Origin of the sequence: Streptomyces sp. 840.1, from assembly GCF_003751445.1 — a bacterium.
Taxonomy (GTDB): domain Bacteria; phylum Actinomycetota; class Actinomycetes; order Streptomycetales; family Streptomycetaceae; genus Streptomyces.
Map to the genome: position 1 here is coordinate 2,918,128 of NZ_RJUU01000001.1, position 18,874 is coordinate 2,937,001.

The 18,874-nt window shown below is 69.7% G+C and carries 20 protein-coding genes and 1 pseudogene; 13 read left to right on the plus strand and 8 right to left on the minus strand.

Features of this window, described 5'->3' with window-relative positions:
• Window positions 1–16 precede the first annotated feature (16 nt).
• The 3 genes from EDD93_RS39385 to EDD93_RS13415 all read right to left on the minus strand — a co-directional run bounded on the left by EDD93_RS39385 (window position 17) and on the right by EDD93_RS13415 (window position 1,959).
• Window positions 17–307 carry a hypothetical protein gene (locus EDD93_RS39385; protein ID WP_148083859.1) on the minus strand — a complete coding sequence of 97 codons (291 nt, stop codon included), beginning with the start codon at window positions 305–307 and terminating at the stop codon, window positions 17–19.
• A gap of 238 nt (window positions 308–545) precedes the next feature.
• Window positions 546–1,154 (minus strand): hypothetical protein, encoded by a 609-nt coding sequence (locus tag EDD93_RS13410; RefSeq protein WP_123525371.1) that lies wholly within the window; start codon window positions 1,152–1,154, stop codon window positions 546–548.
• Window positions 1,155–1,365: 211 nt separating this feature from the next.
• Window positions 1,366–1,959: a hypothetical protein gene (locus EDD93_RS13415; protein ID WP_123525372.1), complete on the minus strand. Its 594-nt coding sequence runs from the start codon at window positions 1,957–1,959 to the stop codon at window positions 1,366–1,368.
• A 129-nt stretch (window positions 1,960–2,088) separates the two neighbouring features.
• On the opposite strand from EDD93_RS13415, the gene hemL reads away from it, so the two are divergent.
• From hemL to ccsB, 7 genes are all read left to right on the plus strand, one after another.
• On the plus strand, window positions 2,089–3,405 hold the full coding sequence (gene hemL / locus EDD93_RS13420) for a glutamate-1-semialdehyde 2,1-aminomutase (RefSeq protein WP_398903557.1): 1,317 nt from the start codon (window positions 2,089–2,091) through the stop codon (window positions 3,403–3,405).
• The gene (locus EDD93_RS13425; RefSeq protein ID WP_123525374.1) at window positions 3,402–4,106 is read left to right on the plus strand and encodes a histidine phosphatase family protein; all 705 of its coding nucleotides are present in this window, start codon (window positions 3,402–3,404) and stop codon (window positions 4,104–4,106) included. Before hemL ends, EDD93_RS13425 begins: the two co-directional genes overlap by 4 nt.
• A gap of 269 nt (window positions 4,107–4,375) precedes the next feature.
• Window positions 4,376–5,629, plus strand: coding sequence for a hypothetical protein (locus EDD93_RS13430; protein WP_123525375.1), 1,254 nt, complete (start codon window positions 4,376–4,378; stop codon window positions 5,627–5,629).
• Between the two features lie 67 nt (window positions 5,630–5,696).
• The gene (locus EDD93_RS13435) at window positions 5,697–6,305 is read left to right on the plus strand and encodes a TlpA disulfide reductase family protein (protein ID WP_123525376.1); all 609 of its coding nucleotides are present in this window, start codon (window positions 5,697–5,699) and stop codon (window positions 6,303–6,305) included.
• A 4-nt stretch (window positions 6,306–6,309) separates the two neighbouring features.
• Window positions 6,310–7,071, plus strand: a complete 762-nt coding sequence (locus EDD93_RS13440) for a cytochrome c biogenesis CcdA family protein (protein WP_123525377.1) — start codon at window positions 6,310–6,312, stop codon at window positions 7,069–7,071.
• 6 nt (window positions 7,072–7,077) lie between these two features.
• The gene (locus EDD93_RS13445) at window positions 7,078–8,865 is read left to right on the plus strand and encodes a cytochrome c biogenesis protein ResB (protein ID WP_123525378.1); all 1,788 of its coding nucleotides are present in this window, start codon (window positions 7,078–7,080) and stop codon (window positions 8,863–8,865) included.
• Entirely contained in the window at window positions 8,862–9,944 is a 1,083-nt protein-coding gene (gene ccsB, locus EDD93_RS13450; protein ID WP_123525379.1) for a c-type cytochrome biogenesis protein CcsB, read from the plus strand. Before EDD93_RS13445 ends, ccsB begins: the two co-directional genes overlap by 4 nt.
• A gap of 68 nt (window positions 9,945–10,012) precedes the next feature.
• Here the strand turns inward: ccsB and EDD93_RS13455 are convergent, their stop codons facing one another.
• Window positions 10,013–11,338 carry an aldehyde dehydrogenase family protein gene (locus tag EDD93_RS13455; protein WP_221217346.1) on the minus strand — a complete coding sequence of 442 codons (1,326 nt, stop codon included), beginning with the start codon at window positions 11,336–11,338 and terminating at the stop codon, window positions 10,013–10,015.
• Window positions 11,324–12,016, minus strand: a pseudogene (locus EDD93_RS39910) (type 1 glutamine amidotransferase domain-containing protein); the annotation flags it as partial. The gene EDD93_RS13455 and the pseudogene EDD93_RS39910, both read right to left, overlap by 15 nt.
• 136 nt (window positions 12,017–12,152) lie before the next feature.
• On the opposite strand from EDD93_RS39910, the gene EDD93_RS13460 reads away from it, so the two are divergent.
• On the plus strand, window positions 12,153–12,617 hold the full coding sequence (locus tag EDD93_RS13460; protein ID WP_123527745.1) for a MarR family winged helix-turn-helix transcriptional regulator: 465 nt from the start codon (window positions 12,153–12,155) through the stop codon (window positions 12,615–12,617).
• Between the two features lie 11 nt (window positions 12,618–12,628).
• On the opposite strand, the gene EDD93_RS13465 is transcribed toward EDD93_RS13460, so the two are convergent.
• Entirely contained in the window at window positions 12,629–13,033 is a 405-nt protein-coding gene (locus tag EDD93_RS13465; RefSeq protein WP_123525381.1) for a PLD nuclease N-terminal domain-containing protein, read from the minus strand.
• An 88-nt stretch (window positions 13,034–13,121) separates the two neighbouring features.
• Between EDD93_RS13465 and EDD93_RS13470 the strand changes: the two genes are divergently transcribed.
• Both EDD93_RS13470 and mqnP read left to right on the plus strand, forming a co-directional pair.
• Entirely contained in the window at window positions 13,122–14,579 is a 1,458-nt protein-coding gene (locus EDD93_RS13470; RefSeq protein ID WP_123525382.1) for a menaquinone biosynthesis decarboxylase, read from the plus strand.
• Window positions 14,576–15,493, plus strand: coding sequence for a menaquinone biosynthesis prenyltransferase MqnP (gene mqnP / locus EDD93_RS13475; protein WP_123525383.1), 918 nt, complete (start codon window positions 14,576–14,578; stop codon window positions 15,491–15,493). Before EDD93_RS13470 ends, mqnP begins: the two co-directional genes overlap by 4 nt.
• Here mqnP and EDD93_RS13480 read toward each other — a convergent pair.
• Window positions 15,429–16,070, minus strand: a complete 642-nt coding sequence (locus tag EDD93_RS13480) for a rhomboid family intramembrane serine protease (RefSeq protein ID WP_123525384.1) — start codon at window positions 16,068–16,070, stop codon at window positions 15,429–15,431. The two genes, mqnP and EDD93_RS13480, sit on opposite strands and share 65 nt — an antisense overlap.
• 99 nt (window positions 16,071–16,169) lie before the next feature.
• Between EDD93_RS13480 and EDD93_RS13485 the strand changes: the two genes are divergently transcribed.
• Window positions 16,170–16,835 carry a UbiX family flavin prenyltransferase gene (locus EDD93_RS13485; RefSeq protein WP_123525385.1) on the plus strand — a complete coding sequence of 222 codons (666 nt, stop codon included), beginning with the start codon at window positions 16,170–16,172 and terminating at the stop codon, window positions 16,833–16,835.
• 11 nt (window positions 16,836–16,846) lie between these two features.
• Here EDD93_RS13485 and EDD93_RS40175 read toward each other — a convergent pair whose 3' ends face one another.
• Window positions 16,847–16,981, minus strand: a complete 135-nt coding sequence (locus tag EDD93_RS40175; protein WP_260255715.1) for a hypothetical protein — start codon at window positions 16,979–16,981, stop codon at window positions 16,847–16,849.
• A 140-nt stretch (window positions 16,982–17,121) separates the two neighbouring features.
• Here EDD93_RS40175 and EDD93_RS13490 point away from each other — a divergent pair, with 140 nt between their 5' ends.
• Together EDD93_RS13490 and mqnE are read left to right on the plus strand one after the other, a co-directional pair.
• Window positions 17,122–17,577 carry an Lrp/AsnC family transcriptional regulator gene (locus tag EDD93_RS13490; RefSeq protein ID WP_073737182.1) on the plus strand — a complete coding sequence of 152 codons (456 nt, stop codon included), beginning with the start codon at window positions 17,122–17,124 and terminating at the stop codon, window positions 17,575–17,577.
• Window positions 17,578–17,655: 78 nt separating this feature from the next.
• Entirely contained in the window at window positions 17,656–18,819 is a 1,164-nt protein-coding gene (gene mqnE, locus EDD93_RS13495; RefSeq protein ID WP_073737183.1) for an aminofutalosine synthase MqnE, read from the plus strand.
• The last annotated feature ends 55 nt before the right edge of the window (window positions 18,820–18,874 follow it).

The following is an 18,874-nucleotide window of genomic DNA, read 5'->3' on the forward strand; positions in this document are numbered from 1 at the left end:
ACAGGTCCACTGAAGATCATTCTTCGGCCAATGAATGGCCGGATAGGGCTGGCCGACGGACGCCCGCCGTGCAGGTGGGTGCCCGGGGGTGAACGGGCTGGGCCGTGTGTTCGGCGGCGGCCGGCGGGCGGGGTGTGCGTTCGGCGGGCAGGTGTTCAGAGAGGCGGTCCGCCCGCTCCTCGGCCATGGTCTCCGCGGCTCCCATGCACCAGTGGCCCTGGGCGGCCGGGATCTGCGCGCCCGGCAGATCCGGCGTCGTGAAGAGCGGGGGAAGGTCGCGACCGAGCAGTTGCCGGGTCGGTGTCATGGTGCTCACCTGCTGTGCGGGGAGTGCCCGCCGGGAGTGTCTGTGTCGGTGGTCTGTCGCGGTGATCTGCCGTCCGCGGACTCGCGCCGTCCGCATCGTCCGCAGCGTCCGCGTCATCCGCGTCATCCGCGTCATCCGCGTCGTCGCCGGAGTACGGCGGCCTACGTGAATGGTTCGGCACGGACGGCCCGCCGGATTGGTCCGGTGGGCCGTCCGTGCCGAAGGAGGCACGACCGGCTCACGCCGCCTGGAGGACTTCACAGGGGCAGTGACCGAATTCCAGACCGAGTTCGTGGTCCACGGCGGCGCTCGAACGCGTGGCGGCTTCGACGACCTTCTCCCAGGAGCCGTACTTCAGGTAGAGCTGGTCCGCCGTCGGGCCGAGCGGGTTGCCGTACTTCTTCTGGTTGCGTGCCTCCAGCTCCGCGACCTGTTCCGGGCTCATGCCGGCGCGCACGATGTCCTTGGCGTCGTTGCGCATCTGGACCAGCGTGCGGGCGATGTCCTCCTCCGAGCGCCCTTCGGCGCGCATGGCGCACTCCGTGCGCTCCATGTCCTCGAGGAGGGTGAGGTAGTCGATCCGCTGATCACGGGAGACCTCGCGCTGCTGCGGCGTCTCCCTCCGGATCAGGCAGACGACCGGCTCCGGGCTGGTGCAGTCGCCCTTGTCCGGTGCGGCCTGGGAGACGGGCGCGACGACGACCGGACCGCAGCCGGCGACCGCGCGGCACGGGTGCGTCACGTGTGCGGCGGCCGAAGCGGGCTGCAGGGGAAGGAGGACGGCTTGGGCGACCAGCAGCGCGGGAACCACGCGGCCGGCCAGGAAACGCAGACGGGTCAGTGACATGCGCTCATCGTTGGGCGGTCCGCGACGGAAGCGAGACATGGCGAGGCCGAAGTCCCCCTCGCGGGTGGCCGGCTCCACTCCGCCGAGTGAAGCGCCGGCACCGGCGGTGCCGCCGGCCGGGCCTGCACGGGCCCCCGGCTCATCCGCTGATCCCCAGCTCAGCCGCTGACTCCCAGCTCAGGCACGAGCCCGCCTCAGGCCCGGAACCCCCTCAGGGCCACACTAGGCAGTACGCCTGATGCCCCGCGTCGTGCAGCCGGTGGGAGAAGTCCTGCCATTCGTGGAGCAGTTGGTACACGTTGTACGCATCCCGCGGGCCCCCGCGGTCCGGGACCGTGGACCAGATGAAGGCGGCGGCGCCCACCGACTCCTCGCCGACGCCGCGCAGCGGGTCCACGACCGTCATCGGGAGCCGGACCACCGCGTAGTCGGGGTGCAGCACGACCAGCTCCAGCGGCGGGACCTTGTGCAGAGGTATGCCCTGTATGCCGGTCAGGACCATCGCGGCGACCGTCTCCGGCTTGATCTTGCTGAACATGCCGCCCATGCCCAGCTCGTCGCCGCCGAGCTCCTCGGGGCGCATGGAAATGGGCACGCGTGCGGCAGTGGCCCCGTCGGGGGCCCCGAAGTACTTGTAGGTCACCCCCACCCGGCCACCACTCCTGCTTCCGGCTTCGCCGCCCACCTGCGCACCACCGGCCTGTATGCCCTGTCTGCGCTCAGCCTCTCGCCGGTGCCGACCCCGCCGGGCAGGCTCGGGCCCCAGGTCGTCGGTCCCTTCGCCCACTCCGCCACCGCGATGCATATCTCATCCACCCGACTACTAACTAGGAGACACAGCCCCCGCCGCGCAACCCGATCATCGTGTCAGTGACCTCCCCCACGGGCGTGCGGTGAAACACCTGTCCGCAATACCGTCCGTGGCTCTGACACCATGGCATGTGTGAGCTTTCCCTATGACGCCCCAGTTTCGCAGACGCTTTTCGACCGCGCGTCCCTCGTGACGCCCGGCGGCGTGAACTCTCCGGTACGTGCTTTCCGGGCCGTGGGCGGTACACCCCGCTTCATGGTGTCCGGCACCGGTCCGTACCTCACCGATGCCGACGGCCGTGAGTACGTCGACCTCGTGTGCTCGTGGGGGCCGATGATTCTCGGCCACTCCCACCCGGAGGTCATCGCCGCAGTTCAGGAGGCTGTCGCTCGCGGCACCTCGTTCGGTACGCCCGGTGAGGGCGAGGTCGCGCTCGCGGAGGAGATCGTCGCCCGGGTCGAGCCGGTGGAGCAGGTGCGGCTCGTGTCGTCCGGCACCGAGGCGACCATGTCCGCGATCCGCCTCGCCCGAGGTTTCACCGGCCGGGCCAAGATCGTGAAGTTCGCCGGCTGCTACCACGGCCACGTCGACGCGCTGCTCGCCGCCGCCGGGTCCGGGGTCGCGACCTTCGGGCTGCCGGACACGCCGGGTGTCACCGGTGCCCAGGCCGGCGACACGATCGTGGTCCCGTACAACGACCTGGAGGCCGTGCGGGCCGCGTTCGCCGCACAGCCCGGCGAGATCGCCTGTGTGATCACCGAGGCGTCGCCGGGCAACATGGGCGTCGTGCCGCCGCTGGACGGGTTCAACGCCGGGCTCAAGGAGATCTGTGCCGCCAACGGCGCGCTGTACATCTCCGACGAGGTCATGACCGGGTTCCGTACGTCGAAGGCCGGCTGGTTCGGTATCGACGGGGTGCGGCCCGACCTGATGACCTTCGGCAAGGTGATGGGCGGCGGCTTCCCGGCCGCGGCCTTCGGCGGGCGCGCCGACGTGATGGCGCACCTGGCCCCGGCCGGCCCGGTCTACCAGGCGGGCACGCTCTCCGGGAACCCGGTCGCGACCGCCGCCGGGCTCGCCCAGCTGCGGCTGCTGGACGACGCCGCCTACGCGAAGGTCGACGCGGTCTCCGCGGAGATCCGGGGGCTGGTGAGCGAGGCCCTGGCCAAGGAGGGTGTCGCGCACACCGTGCAGGTGGCGGGCAACATGTTCTCCGTCTTCTTCACGGACGGGCCGGTCCGCACCTACGAGGACGCCAAGCAGCAGGAAGCCTTCCGCTTCACCCCGTTCTTCCACTCGATGCTGGCTCAGGGCGTCTACCTGCCGCCGTCGGCGTTCGAGTCGTGGTTCGTCTCCACCGCCCACGACACCCGGGCCGTCGAGCGGATCGCCGCCGCGCTGCCCGCCGCAGCCCGCGCCGCATCGGAGGCCACCGCATGAGCGAGACCAGCAGCAGCGGCACGGGCCGCCAGGACATCACCGTCGTCCACCTGATGCGCCACGGAGAGGTGCACAACCCGGACGGCGTGCTGTACGGGCGCCGCCCCGGCTACCACCTCTCCGAGCTCGGCCGGCAGATGGCCGACCGGGTCGCCGAGCACCTGGAGAAGCGCGACATCACGTATGTCGTCGCCTCCCCGCTGGAGCGCGCGCAGGAGACGGCGACGCCGATCGCCAAGAGCCACGGAGCGGACCTCGCCACCGACGAGCGGCTCATCGAGGCCGCCAACGTCTTCGAGGGCAAGACCTTCGGCGTCGGCGACGGGGCGCTGCGCAAGCCGGACAACTGGAAGCACCTGACGAACCCGTTCCGGCCTTCGTGGGGTGAGCCGTACATCGAGCAGGTCGTCCGGATGATGGGCGCCCTGGACGCCGCGCGTGACGCGGCCCGCGGCCACGAGGCGGTGTGCGTCAGCCACCAGCTGCCGATCTGGATCGTGCGGAGCTTCGTGGAGCGGCGGCGGCTGTGGCACGACCCGCGCAAGCGGCAGTGCACGCTCGCCTCGCTGACGAGCTTCACCTATCAGGGCGACAAGATCGTGTCGGTCGGGTACTCGGAGCCGGCGCGGGACCTCGTACCCGCGCATCTCCTCGCGGGCGCCAAGCCGGTGAAGGGGGCCTCCAAGGGGTTCGGCGCGTAGCCGGCCACCGGTCCGGGGTTCTTCGGTCCGGGTCCGCTCCGGTGACGGCCGGTGGCGGGCCCGGATTTTGTCGTGGTGGGGGTTCTGTCCTCGATCGCCGGACGGGCCCGAGCCGGCCGGGTGGAATCGGTCTTGTGTTCGGTCAAGTCCGGGGTCTGGTTCCGTAAAGAATTGTGTGCTATTTCGGGGAACCCTCGTGTTGCTTCGTCCATCTAACCCTTTGGCAGTTTGTATGGACTTGAGGCAAAACGACCGCAGATGGGAACCGCATGCGTGACATCAGCCGAAGGGGTTTGCTCGGAGCCGGACTTGGGGCCGCGGCCGCCATCGGGGTGGCGGGCTGCAGTTCGTCCGACTCCCCCGACACCGGCCGGGCGGGTCCGGGCAAGGGTGAGAAGGGTTCCGACGGGACGGCCAAGGGGACCGGTCCCGCGAAAAAGGACGTCAGGTCCATCGGCGACGGTTCCACCGCCGACACCGGAAAGCAGCCGCACCAGCCCGCCGCACCGGTCCCGCTCGAGCCGGGCCAGAAGCCGCCGCAGTTCGTGATCTTTTCCTGGGACGGCGCCGGCGAGGTCGGCAACGGGCTCTTCCCGCGCTTTCTGAAACTCGCCAAGGAACACGACGCGGCGATGACCTTCTTCCTCTCCGGGCTCTATCTGCTGCCCGAATCGAAGAAATCGCTCTACCGCCCGCCGGGCAACCCCGTCGGTGCCTCCGACATCGGATATCTCACCGACGAACACCTCAAGGCGACGCTGACGAACGTACGCCAGGCCTGGTACGACGGCCACGAGATCGGCACCCACTTCAACGGGCATTTCTGCAGCGGTTCCGGATCCGTCGAGAACTGGTCCGCCTCCCAGTGGCAGAGCGAAATCGACCAGGCGATCTCCTTCGTCACCGAATGGCGCACCAACACCGGCTGGACCGACGAGGACCCACTGCCCTTCGACTACCGCAAGGAACTCATCGGCGGGCGCGCGCCCTGCCTGCTCGGGCAGGAGAACCTGCTCCCCACGGCGAAGAAGCTCGGCTGGCGCTACGACGCCAGTTCGCCCGGTGGCACCCAGGTCTGGCCCACCAAGCGCATGGACGTCTGGGACCTGCCGCTCCAGGGCATGCCGTTCCCCGGCCACACCTTCGAGGTCCTCTCGATGGACTACAACATCCTGGCCAACCAGTCGCAGAATTCGACCAAGGGAATGCCGTCCCGCTATCCGGGCTGGCGTGAGCAGGCCACCCAGTCCTATCTCAGCGGATTCAAGCGTGCCTACGAGACGAACCGCGCCCCGTTCTACATCGGCAACCACTTCGAGGAGTGGAACGGCGGCATCTACATGGACGCCGTCGAGGACGCGCTCAAGCACATCGCGGGGAAGCCGGATGTGCGCCTCGTCTCATTCCGGCAGTTCGTCGACTGGCTCGACGTGCAGGACCCCGCGGTGCTCGCGAAGCTCCGCACCCTTGAGGTCGGAGAGGCACCCCAGGGCGGCTGGAACACCTTCTTTAAACAAGCCTGACAACGGGCTTTACGGGCACCGAGGGGGGTGCCCAAGATCCCCGAAACCGCCATGCGAAACTTTTCACATGAGCCATGGCCGCGCACCCCGACGCCGCTTCACCCTGCTCGCCGCACCCGCGGTGGCAGTCGCGCTCGCACTGACACTGAGCGCGTGCGACTCCGGCAACAAGACCGGTGGCGGCGGCGACACGAACTTCGTCACGGGCAACAGCGGAATCTCCACCGCGGACAAGGGCGAGCGCGCCGACGCCCCGAAGCTCGACGGCGAGAGCCTGGACGGCAAGGCACTCGACCTCGCCGACTACAAGGGCAAGATCGTCGTCCTCAACGCCTGGGGCTCCTGGTGCGCGCCCTGCAGACTCGAAGCGAAGTACTTCACCAAGGTCGCCAAGGCCACCGCGGACCAGGGCGTCCAGTTCGTCGGCGTCAACACCCGGGATGCGGAACGCGCCCAGGCGATCAGCTTCGAGAAGGACTTCGGGGTCACCTACCCGAGCTTCTACGACCCGACCGGGAAGCTCCTCCTGCGATTCCCCAAGGGCACGTTCAAGCTCCAGTCCATCCCGTCGACCGTCGTCATCGACCGGGACGGCAAGCTGGCAGCCCGGTTCGTGGGCCCGCTCGACGACACCAACCTGCACAAGATGCTCGACCCGCTGATCGCGGAGAAGTGATCAGGTGACCGCCCTCGCCGCCGCCACGCAGAACGAGACGGTCCTGAGTGGAGCCCTGCTGGTCGCCCTGCCCGTCGCCCTGCTCGGCGGACTCGTCTCCTTCTTCTCCCCGTGCGTCCTGCCGCTCGTCCCCGGTTACCTCAGTTACGTCACCGGGGTCAGCGGCGCCGATCTGGCCGACGCGCGGCGCGGGCGGATGGTCGCGGGCGCCTCGCTCTTCGTGGCCGGGTTCACCGCCGTGTTCGTCTCCGGCGGCGCGCTGTTCGGCTACTTCGGCGACACGCTCCAGGCGAACAGCGGCCCGCTCACCAAGATCCTCGGCGTGCTGATGATCCTGATGGGCGTCTTCTTCATGGGTCTGATGCCGTGGATGACCCAGCGCGAGTTCCGCATCCACCGCAAGCCGGTCACCGGCCTGGTGGGCGCACCGCTGCTCGGAGCCCTCTTCGGGATCGGCTGGACGCCCTGTCTCGGCCCGACCCTGAGCTCGGTGAGCATCCTCGCGATGGACCAGGGCACGGCCGGACGCGGGGCGATACTGACCGTCGCCTACTGCCTCGGCCTCGGCATCCCGTTCGTGCTCGCCGCCGTCGCCTTCCGCAAGGCACTCGGCGCGTTCGGCTGGGTCAAGCGCCACTACGCCTGGGTCATGCGCATCGGCGGCGGCATGATGATCGTGACCGGGCTGCTCCTGCTGACCGGCGTGTGGGGCAGCATGATGCAGGAACTACAGGGCTGGTCCGCCGGCTTCACGGTGGGGATCTGAGTACCGATGAGCAACACCAAGTCCAACCCGTCCCAGGAGCGCGAGCGCCCCGACGAGCGTGAGGTGCGCGCCGAGCAGGACCGGGAGACCGCCCGTGAGCTGGGCGCCGCAGGCTCCCAGCTCTCCACCGCCCCGCGCGAGGAGTCCCTGGCGAACCTCCCCGCCATGGGGGTCGTCGGCTGGGTCCGCTGGTTCTGGCGGCAGCTCACCTCCATGCGGGTCGCCCTGATCCTGCTGTTCCTGCTGTCGCTCGGCGCCATCCCCGGCTCGCTGATCCCGCAGAACAGCGTCGACGAGCTCAAGGTGCAGACCTTCAAGGGCCTCCACCCCACCGTCTCGCCGATCTACGAGAAGCTCCAGTTCTTCGACGTCTACAGCTCGGTGTGGTTCTCCGCGATCTACATCCTGCTGTTCATCTCGCTCATCGGCTGCATCGTGCCGCGCACCGGCACCTTCGTCGGCCAGCTGCGCAGCCGCGCGCCCGGCGCGCCCAGGCGGCTGACCCGGCTGCCCGCGTACACCACCTGGCGCACCGAGGCCGAACCCGAGGACGTCCGCGAGGCCGCGCGCGCGATGCTGCGCAGGCGCCGCTACCGGGCCCATGTCGACGGGGACGCGGTCGCCGCCGAGAAGGGGTATCTGCGCGAGGCCGGGAACCTCATGTTCCACATCGCGCTCATCGTGATGCTGGTGGCCTTCGCCTGGGGGCAGCTGTTCAAGTCCGAGGGCGCCAAGCTGATCGTCGAGGGCGGCGGGTTCTCCAACACGATCACCCAGTACGACGACTTCAAGTCCGGCTCCCTCTTCGACCAGGACTCGCTGGCCCCCTTCAGCTTCACCCTCGACAAGTTCGTCGGCACGTACGAGCGCAGCGGCCCGCAGATCGGCACGCCCCGGACGTACGAGGCGCACGTGACGTACGCCGACGGCGCCTACGGCAAGCCGAAGAAGAAGGTCATCAAGGTCAACGAGCCGCTCGTCGTCGACGGTACGAAGGTCTACCTCAACGCCCACGGCTACGCGCCCGTCGTCTCCGTCCGGGACGGCCGGGGCAAGGAGGTCTACAAGGCCGCCGTGCCGCTGCTGCCCATCGACAACAACGTCACCTCGTCCGGTGCGATCAAGGTGATGGACGGCTACCGCGACAAGAACGGCAAGAAGGACCAGCTGGGCTTCCAGGCCTTCTTCGTGCCGACCTTCGCCGGCAACGGCAAGGGCACGATGTTCTCGCAGTTCCCGGCCGCCGACATGCCCGTCCTCGCGCTCAACGGCTTCCACGGCTCGCTCGGTGTCAACTCCGGCCTGGCGCAGAACGTGTACCAGCTCGACAAGTCGAAGATGAAGGAGTTCAAGGACTCCAAGGGCAAGCAGCTCAAGCAGCGCCTCCTGGTGGGCGAGACGATGAAGCTGCCCGAGGGCGCCGGCTCGATCAAGTTCGAGGGCATCCAGGAATGGGCCAGCTTCCAGATCTCGGAGCAGCCCGCCAGCGGCTGGGCGCTCACCGGGGCGATCGGTGCGATCGCCGGGCTGGCCGGCTCGCTGTTCATCCAGCGGCGCCGGATCTGGGTCCGTGCCGTGCGCGGCGCCGACGGTGTCACCGTCGTCGAAATGGCGGGGCTCGGCCGCAGCGAGTCCGCGAAGCTTCCCGAGGAGCTGGCCGATCTCGCGGTCACGCTCAACGCCGCGGCGCCCATGGCGTCCGGCCCCGACAACGACCCCGACACCGATCCGGACCCCGACACCGACGTAGTCGACGCGTCCTCCGCAGAACCTTCCGAAGGGGCTGAGAAGTGAATCTCGCCGCCGCAACCAACGAGAATCTGGCACACACCAGCAATGTGCTGATCTATTCGTCGATGGCCGTCTACACGCTGGCCTTCTTCGCGCACATCGCGGAGTGGGTGTTCGGCAGCCGCAGCAAGGTGGGCCGCACCGCCGCCGCGCTGACCACCGAGGAGGCCGCCGCAGCGACGGTGAAGGTCGAGGTCGCGCAGAAGTCCGGGGGCACCGCCGTACTGGACCGGCCGAAGATCGTCACCCGTTCCGCAGCCGGTTCCCGCGACGTCCCGGACGGGCCCGGCGCGGCCGGCGGCACGTTCAAGGGCGACCTGTACGGGCGGATCGCGGTCTCGCTGACCGTGCTCGCCTTCCTCGTCCAGGCCGGCGGGGTCATCGCCCGCGCCCTGTCCGTGCAGCGCGCCCCCTGGGGCAACATGTACGAGTTCTCCATCACCTTCTCCGTGGTGGTAGTGGCCGCGTACCTGGTGCTGCTCGCGCTGAAGAAGAACGTCCGCTGGATGGGGCTGCTGCTGGTCACGGCGGTGCTGCTGGACCTCGGTATCGCGACCACCCTGCTGTACACCTCCAGCGACCAGCTGGTGCCCGCGCTGCACTCGTACTGGCTGTGGATCCACGTCTCCACCGCGATCATCTGCGGTGCGGTGTTCTTCATCGGCGGGGCCGGCACGCTGATGTACCTCTTCCGCGACAGCTACGAGAGCAAGATCGCCAACGGCGGCCGGCCGGGCGCGTTCGCCGAGTCCGTGCTCTCCCGGCTGCCCGCCGCCGCCAGCCTCGACAAGTTCTCGTACCGGATCAACGCGGCCGTCTTCCCGCTGTGGACGTTCACGATCATCGCGGGCGCGATCTGGGCCGGCGACGCCTGGGGCCGCTACTGGGGCTGGGACCCCAAGGAGGTCTGGTCCTTCATCACCTGGGTCGCGTACGCCTGCTACCTGCACGCCCGCGCCACCGCCGGCTGGAAGGGCCGCAAGGCCGCCTACCTGGCGCTGATCGCCTTCGGCTGCTGGATCTTCAACTACTACGGCGTGAACATCTTCGTCACCGGCAAGCACTCCTACGCCGGGGTCTGACCCGGCCGGTACACGGCGACGGCCCGCATCCCTTTTCTCCGGGATGCGGGCCGTCGCCGTTGACGCACTCAGGCGAGAGGCGTGTCCAGGACGGCCTTGCGGTGGCTGAACGTCTCCAGTGAGTAGCGGCCGTGGTAGCTGCCCATGCCGCTCTCGCCGACCCCGCCGAACGGCAGGTCCGAGACGGTCAGGTGGGCGAGCGGCAGACCGATCCCGACGGCGCCCGACGACGTCTCGGCGACCAGCCGTTCGCGTACCGCGTCCGATTCGGTGAACGCGTACAGGGCCAGCGGCTTGTCCCGGTCGTTGATGAACGCGATGGCCTCGTCGAGGCCGTCCACCGTGACGACCGGCAGCACCGGGCCGAAGATCTCCTCCCGCATGACGGGCGCGTCCGGTGCCACGTCGGCCAGCACGGTCGGGGCGATGTACTTGCCGTCCCGGTCGTACGTGCCGCCGGTCACGGTGCGGCCCGAGCCGAGGAGCGCGGTCAGCCGGTCGAAGTGGCGCCGGTTCACGATCCGGCCGTACTCCGGGTGTGCCGAGGCGTCCGCCCCGTAGAGCTCCTCGACGGCGGTGGCGAGCGCGTCCGCGAGCGCGGGGGCGGTCTGCGGGTCGGTCAGTACGTAGTCGGGGGCGACGCAGGTCTGGCCGGCGTTCAGGAACTTGCCGGCCGCCAGCCGTCCCGCGACCGCCTTCAGGTCCGTGTCGCGGTCGACGAAGACCGGCGACTTGCCGCCCAGTTCGAGGGTCACCGGGGTCAGGTGCTTCGCCGCGGCGGCCATCACGATCCGGCCCACCGTGCCGTTGCCGGTGTAGAAGATGTGGTCGAAGCGCTCGGCGAGCAGTGCGGTGGTCTCGGGGACCGCGCCCTCCACGACGGCGACCGCGTCCTCGTCGAGGTAGCGGGGCAGCAGCCGTGCGACGGCCGCTGAGGTGGCGGGCGCCAGTTCGCTCGGCTTGGCCAGCACGGTGTTGCCGGCGGCCAGTGCGCCGACGACCGGGGCGAGCAGCAGCTGCACCGGGTAGTTCCAGGGCGCGATGACGAGGACGACGCCGAGCGGGTCCTGCACGGTGCGGGCCGTGGCGCCGCCGAGCCGGGCCGGTACGGGGGCGGGTTCGGGCCGCAGCCAGTCGGCCAGGTGCTCAAGGGTGTGGTCGATCTCGCGGACGGTGAAGTCGATCTCGGTGCGGTAGGCCTCCTTGCGGCTCTTGCCGAGGTCGGCGTGGAGCGCGTCGGCCAGTTCGTCACCGCGTTCGGTGAGCAGCGCGCGCAGCTGCCTGAGCTGGCCGGTCCGCCAGTCGAGGCTCTTGGTGCGGCCGGTACGGAAGGTGCAGCGCAGGCGGTCGACGGTCTCGGCCGGGGTCTCGACGGGGGCGAGCGCGGCGACGATCTCGTGGGCGAGCCGCTCGGAGGAGGCCGGGTTCTGGCCGGTGTGCAGGGTGCGGTCGGTGACGGTGTTCGGGGCGAAGGGTGCGGCGGCGGTGTAGTCGGCGCCCAGCTGGACGAGCCGGTCCTCCAGCAGCCAGGGCGCCTTGTCGGCGAGCCCGCCGATGGACTCCTCGGCGTTGCTGAAGCCGGTCATGCGGTAGCCGGCGAAGGGCCAGGAGCCGTCCTCGCGGCGGGCGGCGAGCAGGGCGGCCGGGGCGTGGCAGAGCACGCCGAGGTGGGTGCCGGAGTCGAGCGCGGCGGTCAGCAGCCGTCCGGAGAGCTCGCTGACGGCGAGGTCCTCCATGGGGCCGTGGCCGCCCGGGTAGAACACGGCGTCGTAGCGGTCGGGGTGGATGTCCTCCAGCCGGGCCGGTGCGCGGAGCTCGGGGCCGATCGAGTCGAGGTACGCGGCGACCGCGTCGGCCTGCGCCTGTCCGCCGTTGGCTGCGGCCGTCAGGCTGCCCACGTCGACGGTGGGGGCGACGCCGGCGGGGGTGGCGAGGGTGACGGCGTATCCGGCTTCGGTGAAGACCCGGTGCGGTGCGGCCAGCTCCTCGGCCCAGAACCCGGTGGGGTGGGTGGTGCCGTCGTTGAGGGTCCAGTGGTCGGCGCCGGTGAGAACGAACAGTACGGAGGGCATGGGGGTACTCCCTGCAAAGCTGGCGAGCGGGTCTGGCTCAGAACTTGATATGCTCAAGCAATCCATTTCATGTAACTGCCAAATATTGAGCATGTCAAATAAATGTCGGCGGATGCCGATCGAAGAATGGCCGACCATGACCACCGAACCGACGCCCCGCGCCGACACTGCTCCGGACGATCGAGCCGCCCCCGCCCCGGAAGACCTCCTGGAGCCGCTGGCCCTCGTCGTGCGCGGTCACCACGACGACCTCACCGCCGTCGCCGCCCGCCACGGGCTGTCCACCTCGCAGGCCCGCGCGCTGATCGCGCTCACCGAGCCGATGCCGATGAGCGCACTGGCCGCCCACCTCGTCTGCGACGCGTCCAACGCCACCGGCCTCATCGGCCGCATGGAGGCCCGCGGCCTGGTCGTCCGCACCCCCGCCCCCGGCGACCGCCGCTCCAAGGTCGCGAGCCGCACCCCCGAGGGCACCGCGCTCGCCCACACCATCCGCGCCGAGATGCGCGCCGTGCACGGCGCGCTCGAAGCGCTCACGCCGGAAGAGCGCACAGCGCTGCTGCCCCTGCTCGAACGGCTGGGACAGCTGCTGTACGCCTGATCCGTCCCGCGTTACGAAGCGGGCGGCGCCGACTCCTCCGGACCCGCCCCGCTCTCACGCCGCTTGAGCTCGTCCTCGCGGCGGCGCAGGTCCGCCTCCCAGTCCTTGAGGACCGCCTCGTCCTGCTTGTTCTCTTCCTTCAGGGACTTGAGGAACTCGGGATTGTCGTCCGGCGCCACCCACCGGGAGCGCCCGTTGCGGTGCCACTCGGAGGGCGTACGGCCGTCGGCCGGCACCTCGCGCACCTTGCCCGCGGCCAGCCACACGATCGGGCCGACGATCCAGAACAGCAGGATGATGAAGACCCAGGCGATCTTCGGCAGGTGCTTGGCCTCGTCCTCCGGGGTGTTCAGGCAGTCGATGAACGCGAAGATCGTCAGTGCCAGCGGCAGGAGATAGATCAGGGCCCGGAGCATGGTGGAAGTTTCCCCCCGAGGAGAGTTGGCGGGGCAAAGCCCGCCCCGGTGACGGGCCCAGGGTAGCGGGTGGCCGATACTGGGGCGTATGGCTTACGACGATCTTCGATCCCTCCTCCGGGCTCTGGAGCGCGAGGGCGAGCTCAAGCGCATCAAGGCCGAGGTCGACCCCTATCTGGAGGTCGGTGAGATCGTCGACCGGGTGAACAAGGCCGGCGGGCCCGCACTGCTCTTCGAGAACGTCAAGGGCTCGTCGATGCCCCTGGCCATGAACGTGTTCGGCACCGACAAGCGGCTCCTGAAGGCGCTCGGGCTCAAGTCCTACTCCGAGATCAGCGACAAGATCGGCGGACTCCTCAAGCCGGAGCTGCCGCACGGCTTCGTCGGCGTCCGGGAGGCCTTCGGCAAGCTCGGCACGATGGTCCACGTACCGCCGAAGAAGGTGAAGGCGGAGAACGCCCCCGTCCAGGAGGTCGTCCTCACCGGCGACGACGTGGACCTGGACCGGCTGCCCGCGCTGTTCACCTGGCCCAAGGACGGCGGCTCGTTCTTCAACCTCGGGCTCACCCACACCAAGCACCCCGAGACCGGCGTCCGCAACCTCGGGCTCTACCGGCTCCAGCGCCACGACCGCCGCACCATCGGGATGCACTGGCAGATCCACAAGGACAGCCGCAACCACTACCAGGTCGCCGCCAGGCGCGGCGAACGCCTGCCGGTCGCCATCGCCTTCGGAGCGCCGCCCGCGGTGACCTACGCCTCCACCGCGCCGCTGCCCGGGGACATCGACGAGTACCTGTTCGCGGGGTTCATCCAGGGCAAGCGCATCGAGATGGTCGACTGCAAGACCGTCCCGCTCCAGGTCCCGGCCAACGCCGAGGTCGTCATCGAGGGCTGGCTGGAGCCCGGCGAGACGCTGCCCGAGGGACCGTTCGGCGACCACACCGGCTTCTACACGCCGCAGGAGCCCTTCCCCGCGCTGACCATCGACTGCGTGACCATGCGCAAGCGTCCGCTGCTCCAGTCGATCGTGGTCGGCCGGCCGCCGACCGAGGACGGGCCGCTGGGCCGGGCCACCGAGCGGTTCTTCCTGCCGCTGCTCAAGATCATCGTGCCGGACATCGTGGACTACCACCTGCCCGAGTCGGGTGGCTTCCACAACTGCGCGATCGTCTCGATCGACAAGAAGTACCCGAAGCACGCCCAGAAGGTGATGAGCGCCATCTGGGGCGCCCACATGATGTCGCTGACCAAGCTGATCGTCGTGGTGGACTCCGACTGCGACGTCCACGATCTGCACGAGGTGTCCTGGCGGGCGCTCGGCAACACCGACTACGCGCGGGACCTGACCGTCGCCGAGGGGCCCGTCGACCATCTCGACCACGCCTCCTACCAGCAGTTCTGGGGCGGCAAGGCGGGCATCGACGCGACGAAGAAGCTGCCCGAGGAGGGCTACACCCGGGACGGGGGCTGGCCGGACATGGTCGAGTCCGACCCGGACACGGCGGCGAAGGTCGACCGCCGGTGGAAGGAATACGGACTGTGAGCGCCGCCGAAGCGACCCTGGGCTCCGGGCCCGCGCGACCGAACAGCAAGGTCAAGGCATTCCTGCGGCTCGTGATGATCGAGCACTCGGTCTTCGCGCTGCCCTTCGCGTTCATCGCCGCCCTCACCGCGATGTTCCGGGACGACGAGTCGATCCACTGGGCCACCCTGCTGCTCGTCACCGTCGCCATGGTCGGGCTGCGCACCTTCGCGATGGCCGCGAACCGGATCATCGACCGGGAGATCGACGCCCGCAATCCGCGCACCGCCGGCCGTGAGCTGGTGACCGGCGCGGTGTCGGTGCGCTCGGCGTGGACGGGGGCGCTCGTCGCGGTCGTCGTCTTCCTCGGCGCGGCGGCGCTGCTCAACCCGCTCTGCCTGGCCCTCGCGCCGCTCGCGGTGATCCCGATGGTCGTCTACCCGTACGGGAAGCGGTTCACGAACTACCCGCACGCCATCCTGGGCATCGCCCAGGCCATGGGGCCGGTCGGTGCCTGGCTGGCGGTGACCGGGAGCTGGTCGTGGGACGCGGTGATCCTGGGGCTCGCCGTCGGGATCTGGATCGGCGGCTTCGACCTGATCTTCGCCTGCCAGGACGTGCAGGCCGACCGCGCCCACGGGGTGCTGTCGTTCCCGGCGCGCTTCGGTATCCCGGCGGCGCTGTGGGGCGCGCGGGTCTGCCACGCGGTGACGACGGGACTGCTGGTCTGGTTCGGCCTGGCCACCGAGGCGGGGCTCTTCTACTGGATCGGCATGGTGATCGTCGCCGTCGCCTTCGTGTACGAGCACCGGGTGGTGCGGCCGCACGATCTGTCGCGGCTGAACCGGGCGTTCTTCTCGGTCAACGGATTCATCGGAATGGCCCTGTTCGCGTGTGCCCTGCTGGATCTGCTGCTGCGGGGCCTGACGGTCTGAGCGGCCGGGCGCCCCGGCGCAGGACGAACGCGGCCAGCGCCCCGCCGGCCAGGCCGAAGAGGTGGCCCTGCCAGCTGACGCCCGGATCGGTCGGCAGGACGCCCTGGAGCAGCGAGCCGTACACCGCGGCCACGAGCACGCCGATGACCACGTCCAGCGGGCGGCGGTCCACGAAGCCGCGGACCAGCAGGTAGCCGAAGAGGCCGAAGACCACGCCCGACGCGCCGAGCGTGACGGTGTTCGCCGGGGCGGTGAGCCAGACGCCCAGGCCGCCGGTGACGATCACGGTGAGCACCACGCCGGCGAAGCGGCGCAGCCCGCCCAGCGCGGCTATGAAGCCGAGGACCAGCAGCGGGACGCTGTTCGAGGCGACGTGGGCCCAGCCGCTGTGCAGGAAGGCGGCGGGCACGATGTCGAGCAGTTCCCCCGGCTCGCGGGGGCTTATCCCGTGGCTGTCCAGGCTGTGGCCGCTCGCGAGGTCGATGCCCTCCAGCACCCAGAGCAGCCCGACCCAGCCCAGCATGACCGCGCCCGCCGCGAGGACGCGGGTCCCGGTCGTCATGCGCATGCCGTTCATGGAACGCCCCCCTTCACACCTCGGAACGCGCGGAGCCCCTGGCTCGGTTCCGGGTGGTGCGTGCCGGATAGGCTCGGTTCTGTGGATTCCGGGATTTCAGTGAGTCAGCAGCAGCGGCAGCCTTGGATTGTCGGGGTTTCGGGCGCTTCGGGCACACCATTCGCCGCTGCGGTGCTGCGCGGTCTGCTGGCCGCGGGGGAGAGCGTCGATCTGGTGGTGAGCCGGGCGTCGCGGCTGACCCTGCTGGACGAGACGGGGATCGCGTTCCGCGACGCGCACTGGCAGGAGGACCTGCGCGGCTGGCTGGCGCGGGGCGCCGACGGCAAGCCGCACACCTTCGACGTGGACGTGTCGGGGGTGCGGCACTGGGCGGCCGGTGACCTGGCGGCCGGGCCGTCCTCGGGTTCGTACCCGGCGAAGGGGATGCTGATCGTCCCGGCCTCGACGGCGTGTGTGGCCGGGGTGGCGCTCGGGCTCTCGAAGGATCTGCTGCAGCGGGCCGCGAGCGTGACGCTCAAGGAGCGGCGGAAGCTGGTCGTCGCGGTCCGCGAGACCCCGCTCAGCGGACAGACGCTCAAGGCGCTGGTGGCCCTGGACGAGGCGGGCGCGGTCGTGCTGCCCGCCTCTCCGGCGTTCTACGCGGGTGCGACGCACATCCAGGATCTGGTGGATTTCGTCGCGGGGCGGGTGCTGGACGCGGCAGGGGTGCCGCACCAGCTGTACCGCCGCTGGGAGGGAGAGCTCGGTGGCGGCTCCCGTGGCTGATCCGGGCGGGGTCAGCGCTTCTTGGGTGCGCGCGGGGTGCGGGTCCGGTCGACCCGGTGCGCGGCGGCGGGCTGGTGGGCACGCGAGCGGTTGGCCAGGTCCTGCAGCTCGCGCATCCGGGCGTAGGCCATCTCGATCGTGTACACGGTGTTCTCACTCCTGAGGATTCGAAGATTCGAAAGCATTTTTTGGATGCTCGGGAAGATTTGCAGGCTCTGACGCCTGCGTGCCTTAGATTCTACACATAGACTCGCGATACTGCTGATTAATGGAAGGTTCCATTCACATGGACGCGGTGGACAGGCAGCTCATCCAGGCCCTCAGGGAGAACGGCAGGGCCTCGTACGCCGAGCTGGGCCGGCTCGTGGGGCTCTCCGGGCCCAGCGTCACCGACCGCATCAACCGGCTGGAGTCCGCCGGGGTCATCACCGGCTACCGCGCCACCGTCGACGCGGCCTCCCTCGGGCTCGGCGTCACGGCCCTGATCGGCATCTCGCTCTCCGACGCCGCCGACCACGAGGACGTCGCGCACCGGCTGAAGGACCTCGCCGAGATCGAGGACGCCTGGTTCATCGCGGGCGACGACTCCTACATGCTCAAGGTGCGCGTCGGTGACGTGGACGGCCTGGAGAAGACCATCCGCCGCCTCAGCGGCACCCGGGGCGTCTCGCGCACCCGCACCACGATCGTGCTGTCCACCAAGTGGGAGAACCGCGTCGGCGAGCTGCCCGAAGAGGGCTGACGGGGGGTCCCCCGGCCGCTCCGGGCGGGGGAGTACGGTGAGCGAAGTCTGTTACGTAGAGAAATGGGAGGCGCCCTAGTGGACGCGGGACTCAAGCGCGAGCTGGAGCAGAAGGTCCGGGCCGGCGAGCGGCTGACCCGCGAGGACGGGATCGCGCTCTACGAGTCCGACGACCTGGCCTGGCTCGGCGGTCTGGCCCATGAGGTGCGTACGCGGAAGAACGGCGACGTCGTCCACTTCAACGTCAACCGCCACCTCAACATGACGAACGTGTGCACCGCGTCCTGCGCGTACTGCTCGTTCCAGCGCAAGCCGGGCGAGAAGGACGCGTACACGATGCGCATCGAGGAGGCCGTGCGCCTCGCGAAGGCGATGCAGGGCGAGAACCTCACCGAGCTGCACATCGTCAACGGGCTGCACCCCACCCTGCCGTGGCGCTACTACCCGCGTTCGCTGAGCGCGCTGAAGGAAGCGCTGCCGGAGGTCTCCCTCAAGGCGTTCACCGCCACCGAGATCCACCACTTCGAGACCATCTCCGGGCTCTCCGCCTCCGAGATCCTCGACGAGCTGATCGACGCCGGCCTGGAGTCGCTGACCGGCGGCGGCGCGGAGATCTTCGACTGGGAGGTCCGTCAGCACATCGTCGACCACGCCACCCACTGGGAGGACTGGTCGCGCATCCACCGGCTCGCGCACGAGAAGGGTCTCAAGACCCCGGCGACGATGCTGTACGGGCACATCGAGGAGCCCCGCCACCGCGTCGACCACGTGCTGCGGCTGCGTGAGCTCCAGGACGAGACCGGCGGCTTCCAGGTCTTCATCCCGCTGCGCTACCAGCACGACTTCGTGGACATGAAGGACGGCAAGGTCCGCAACAAGCTCCAGGCGCGCACGACGATGGCGACCGGCGCGGAGGCGCTGAAGACCTTCGCGGTCTCCCGGCTGCTCTTCGACAACGTCCCGCACGTCAAGGTGTTCTGGGTGATGCACGGTGTGCAGACCGCCCAGCTCGCGCTGCAGCACGGCGCGGACGACATGGACGGCTCGGTCGTCGAGTACAAGATCACGCACGACGCGGACAACTACGGCACGCCGAACAAGCTCGGCCGCGAGGACCTGCTGGACCTGATCCGCGACGCGGGCTTCCGGCCCGTCGAGCGCAACACCCGGTACGAGATCCTCCGTGAGTACCCGGGCCCGGACGCGGACCGGCGCGAGTCGCCGCAGCCCATGCGGGTCTGAACCCCGGCGCGCGCCCCGGGCGCGCGCAACGCCCTGCGAGAGCTCCGGCCGCCGT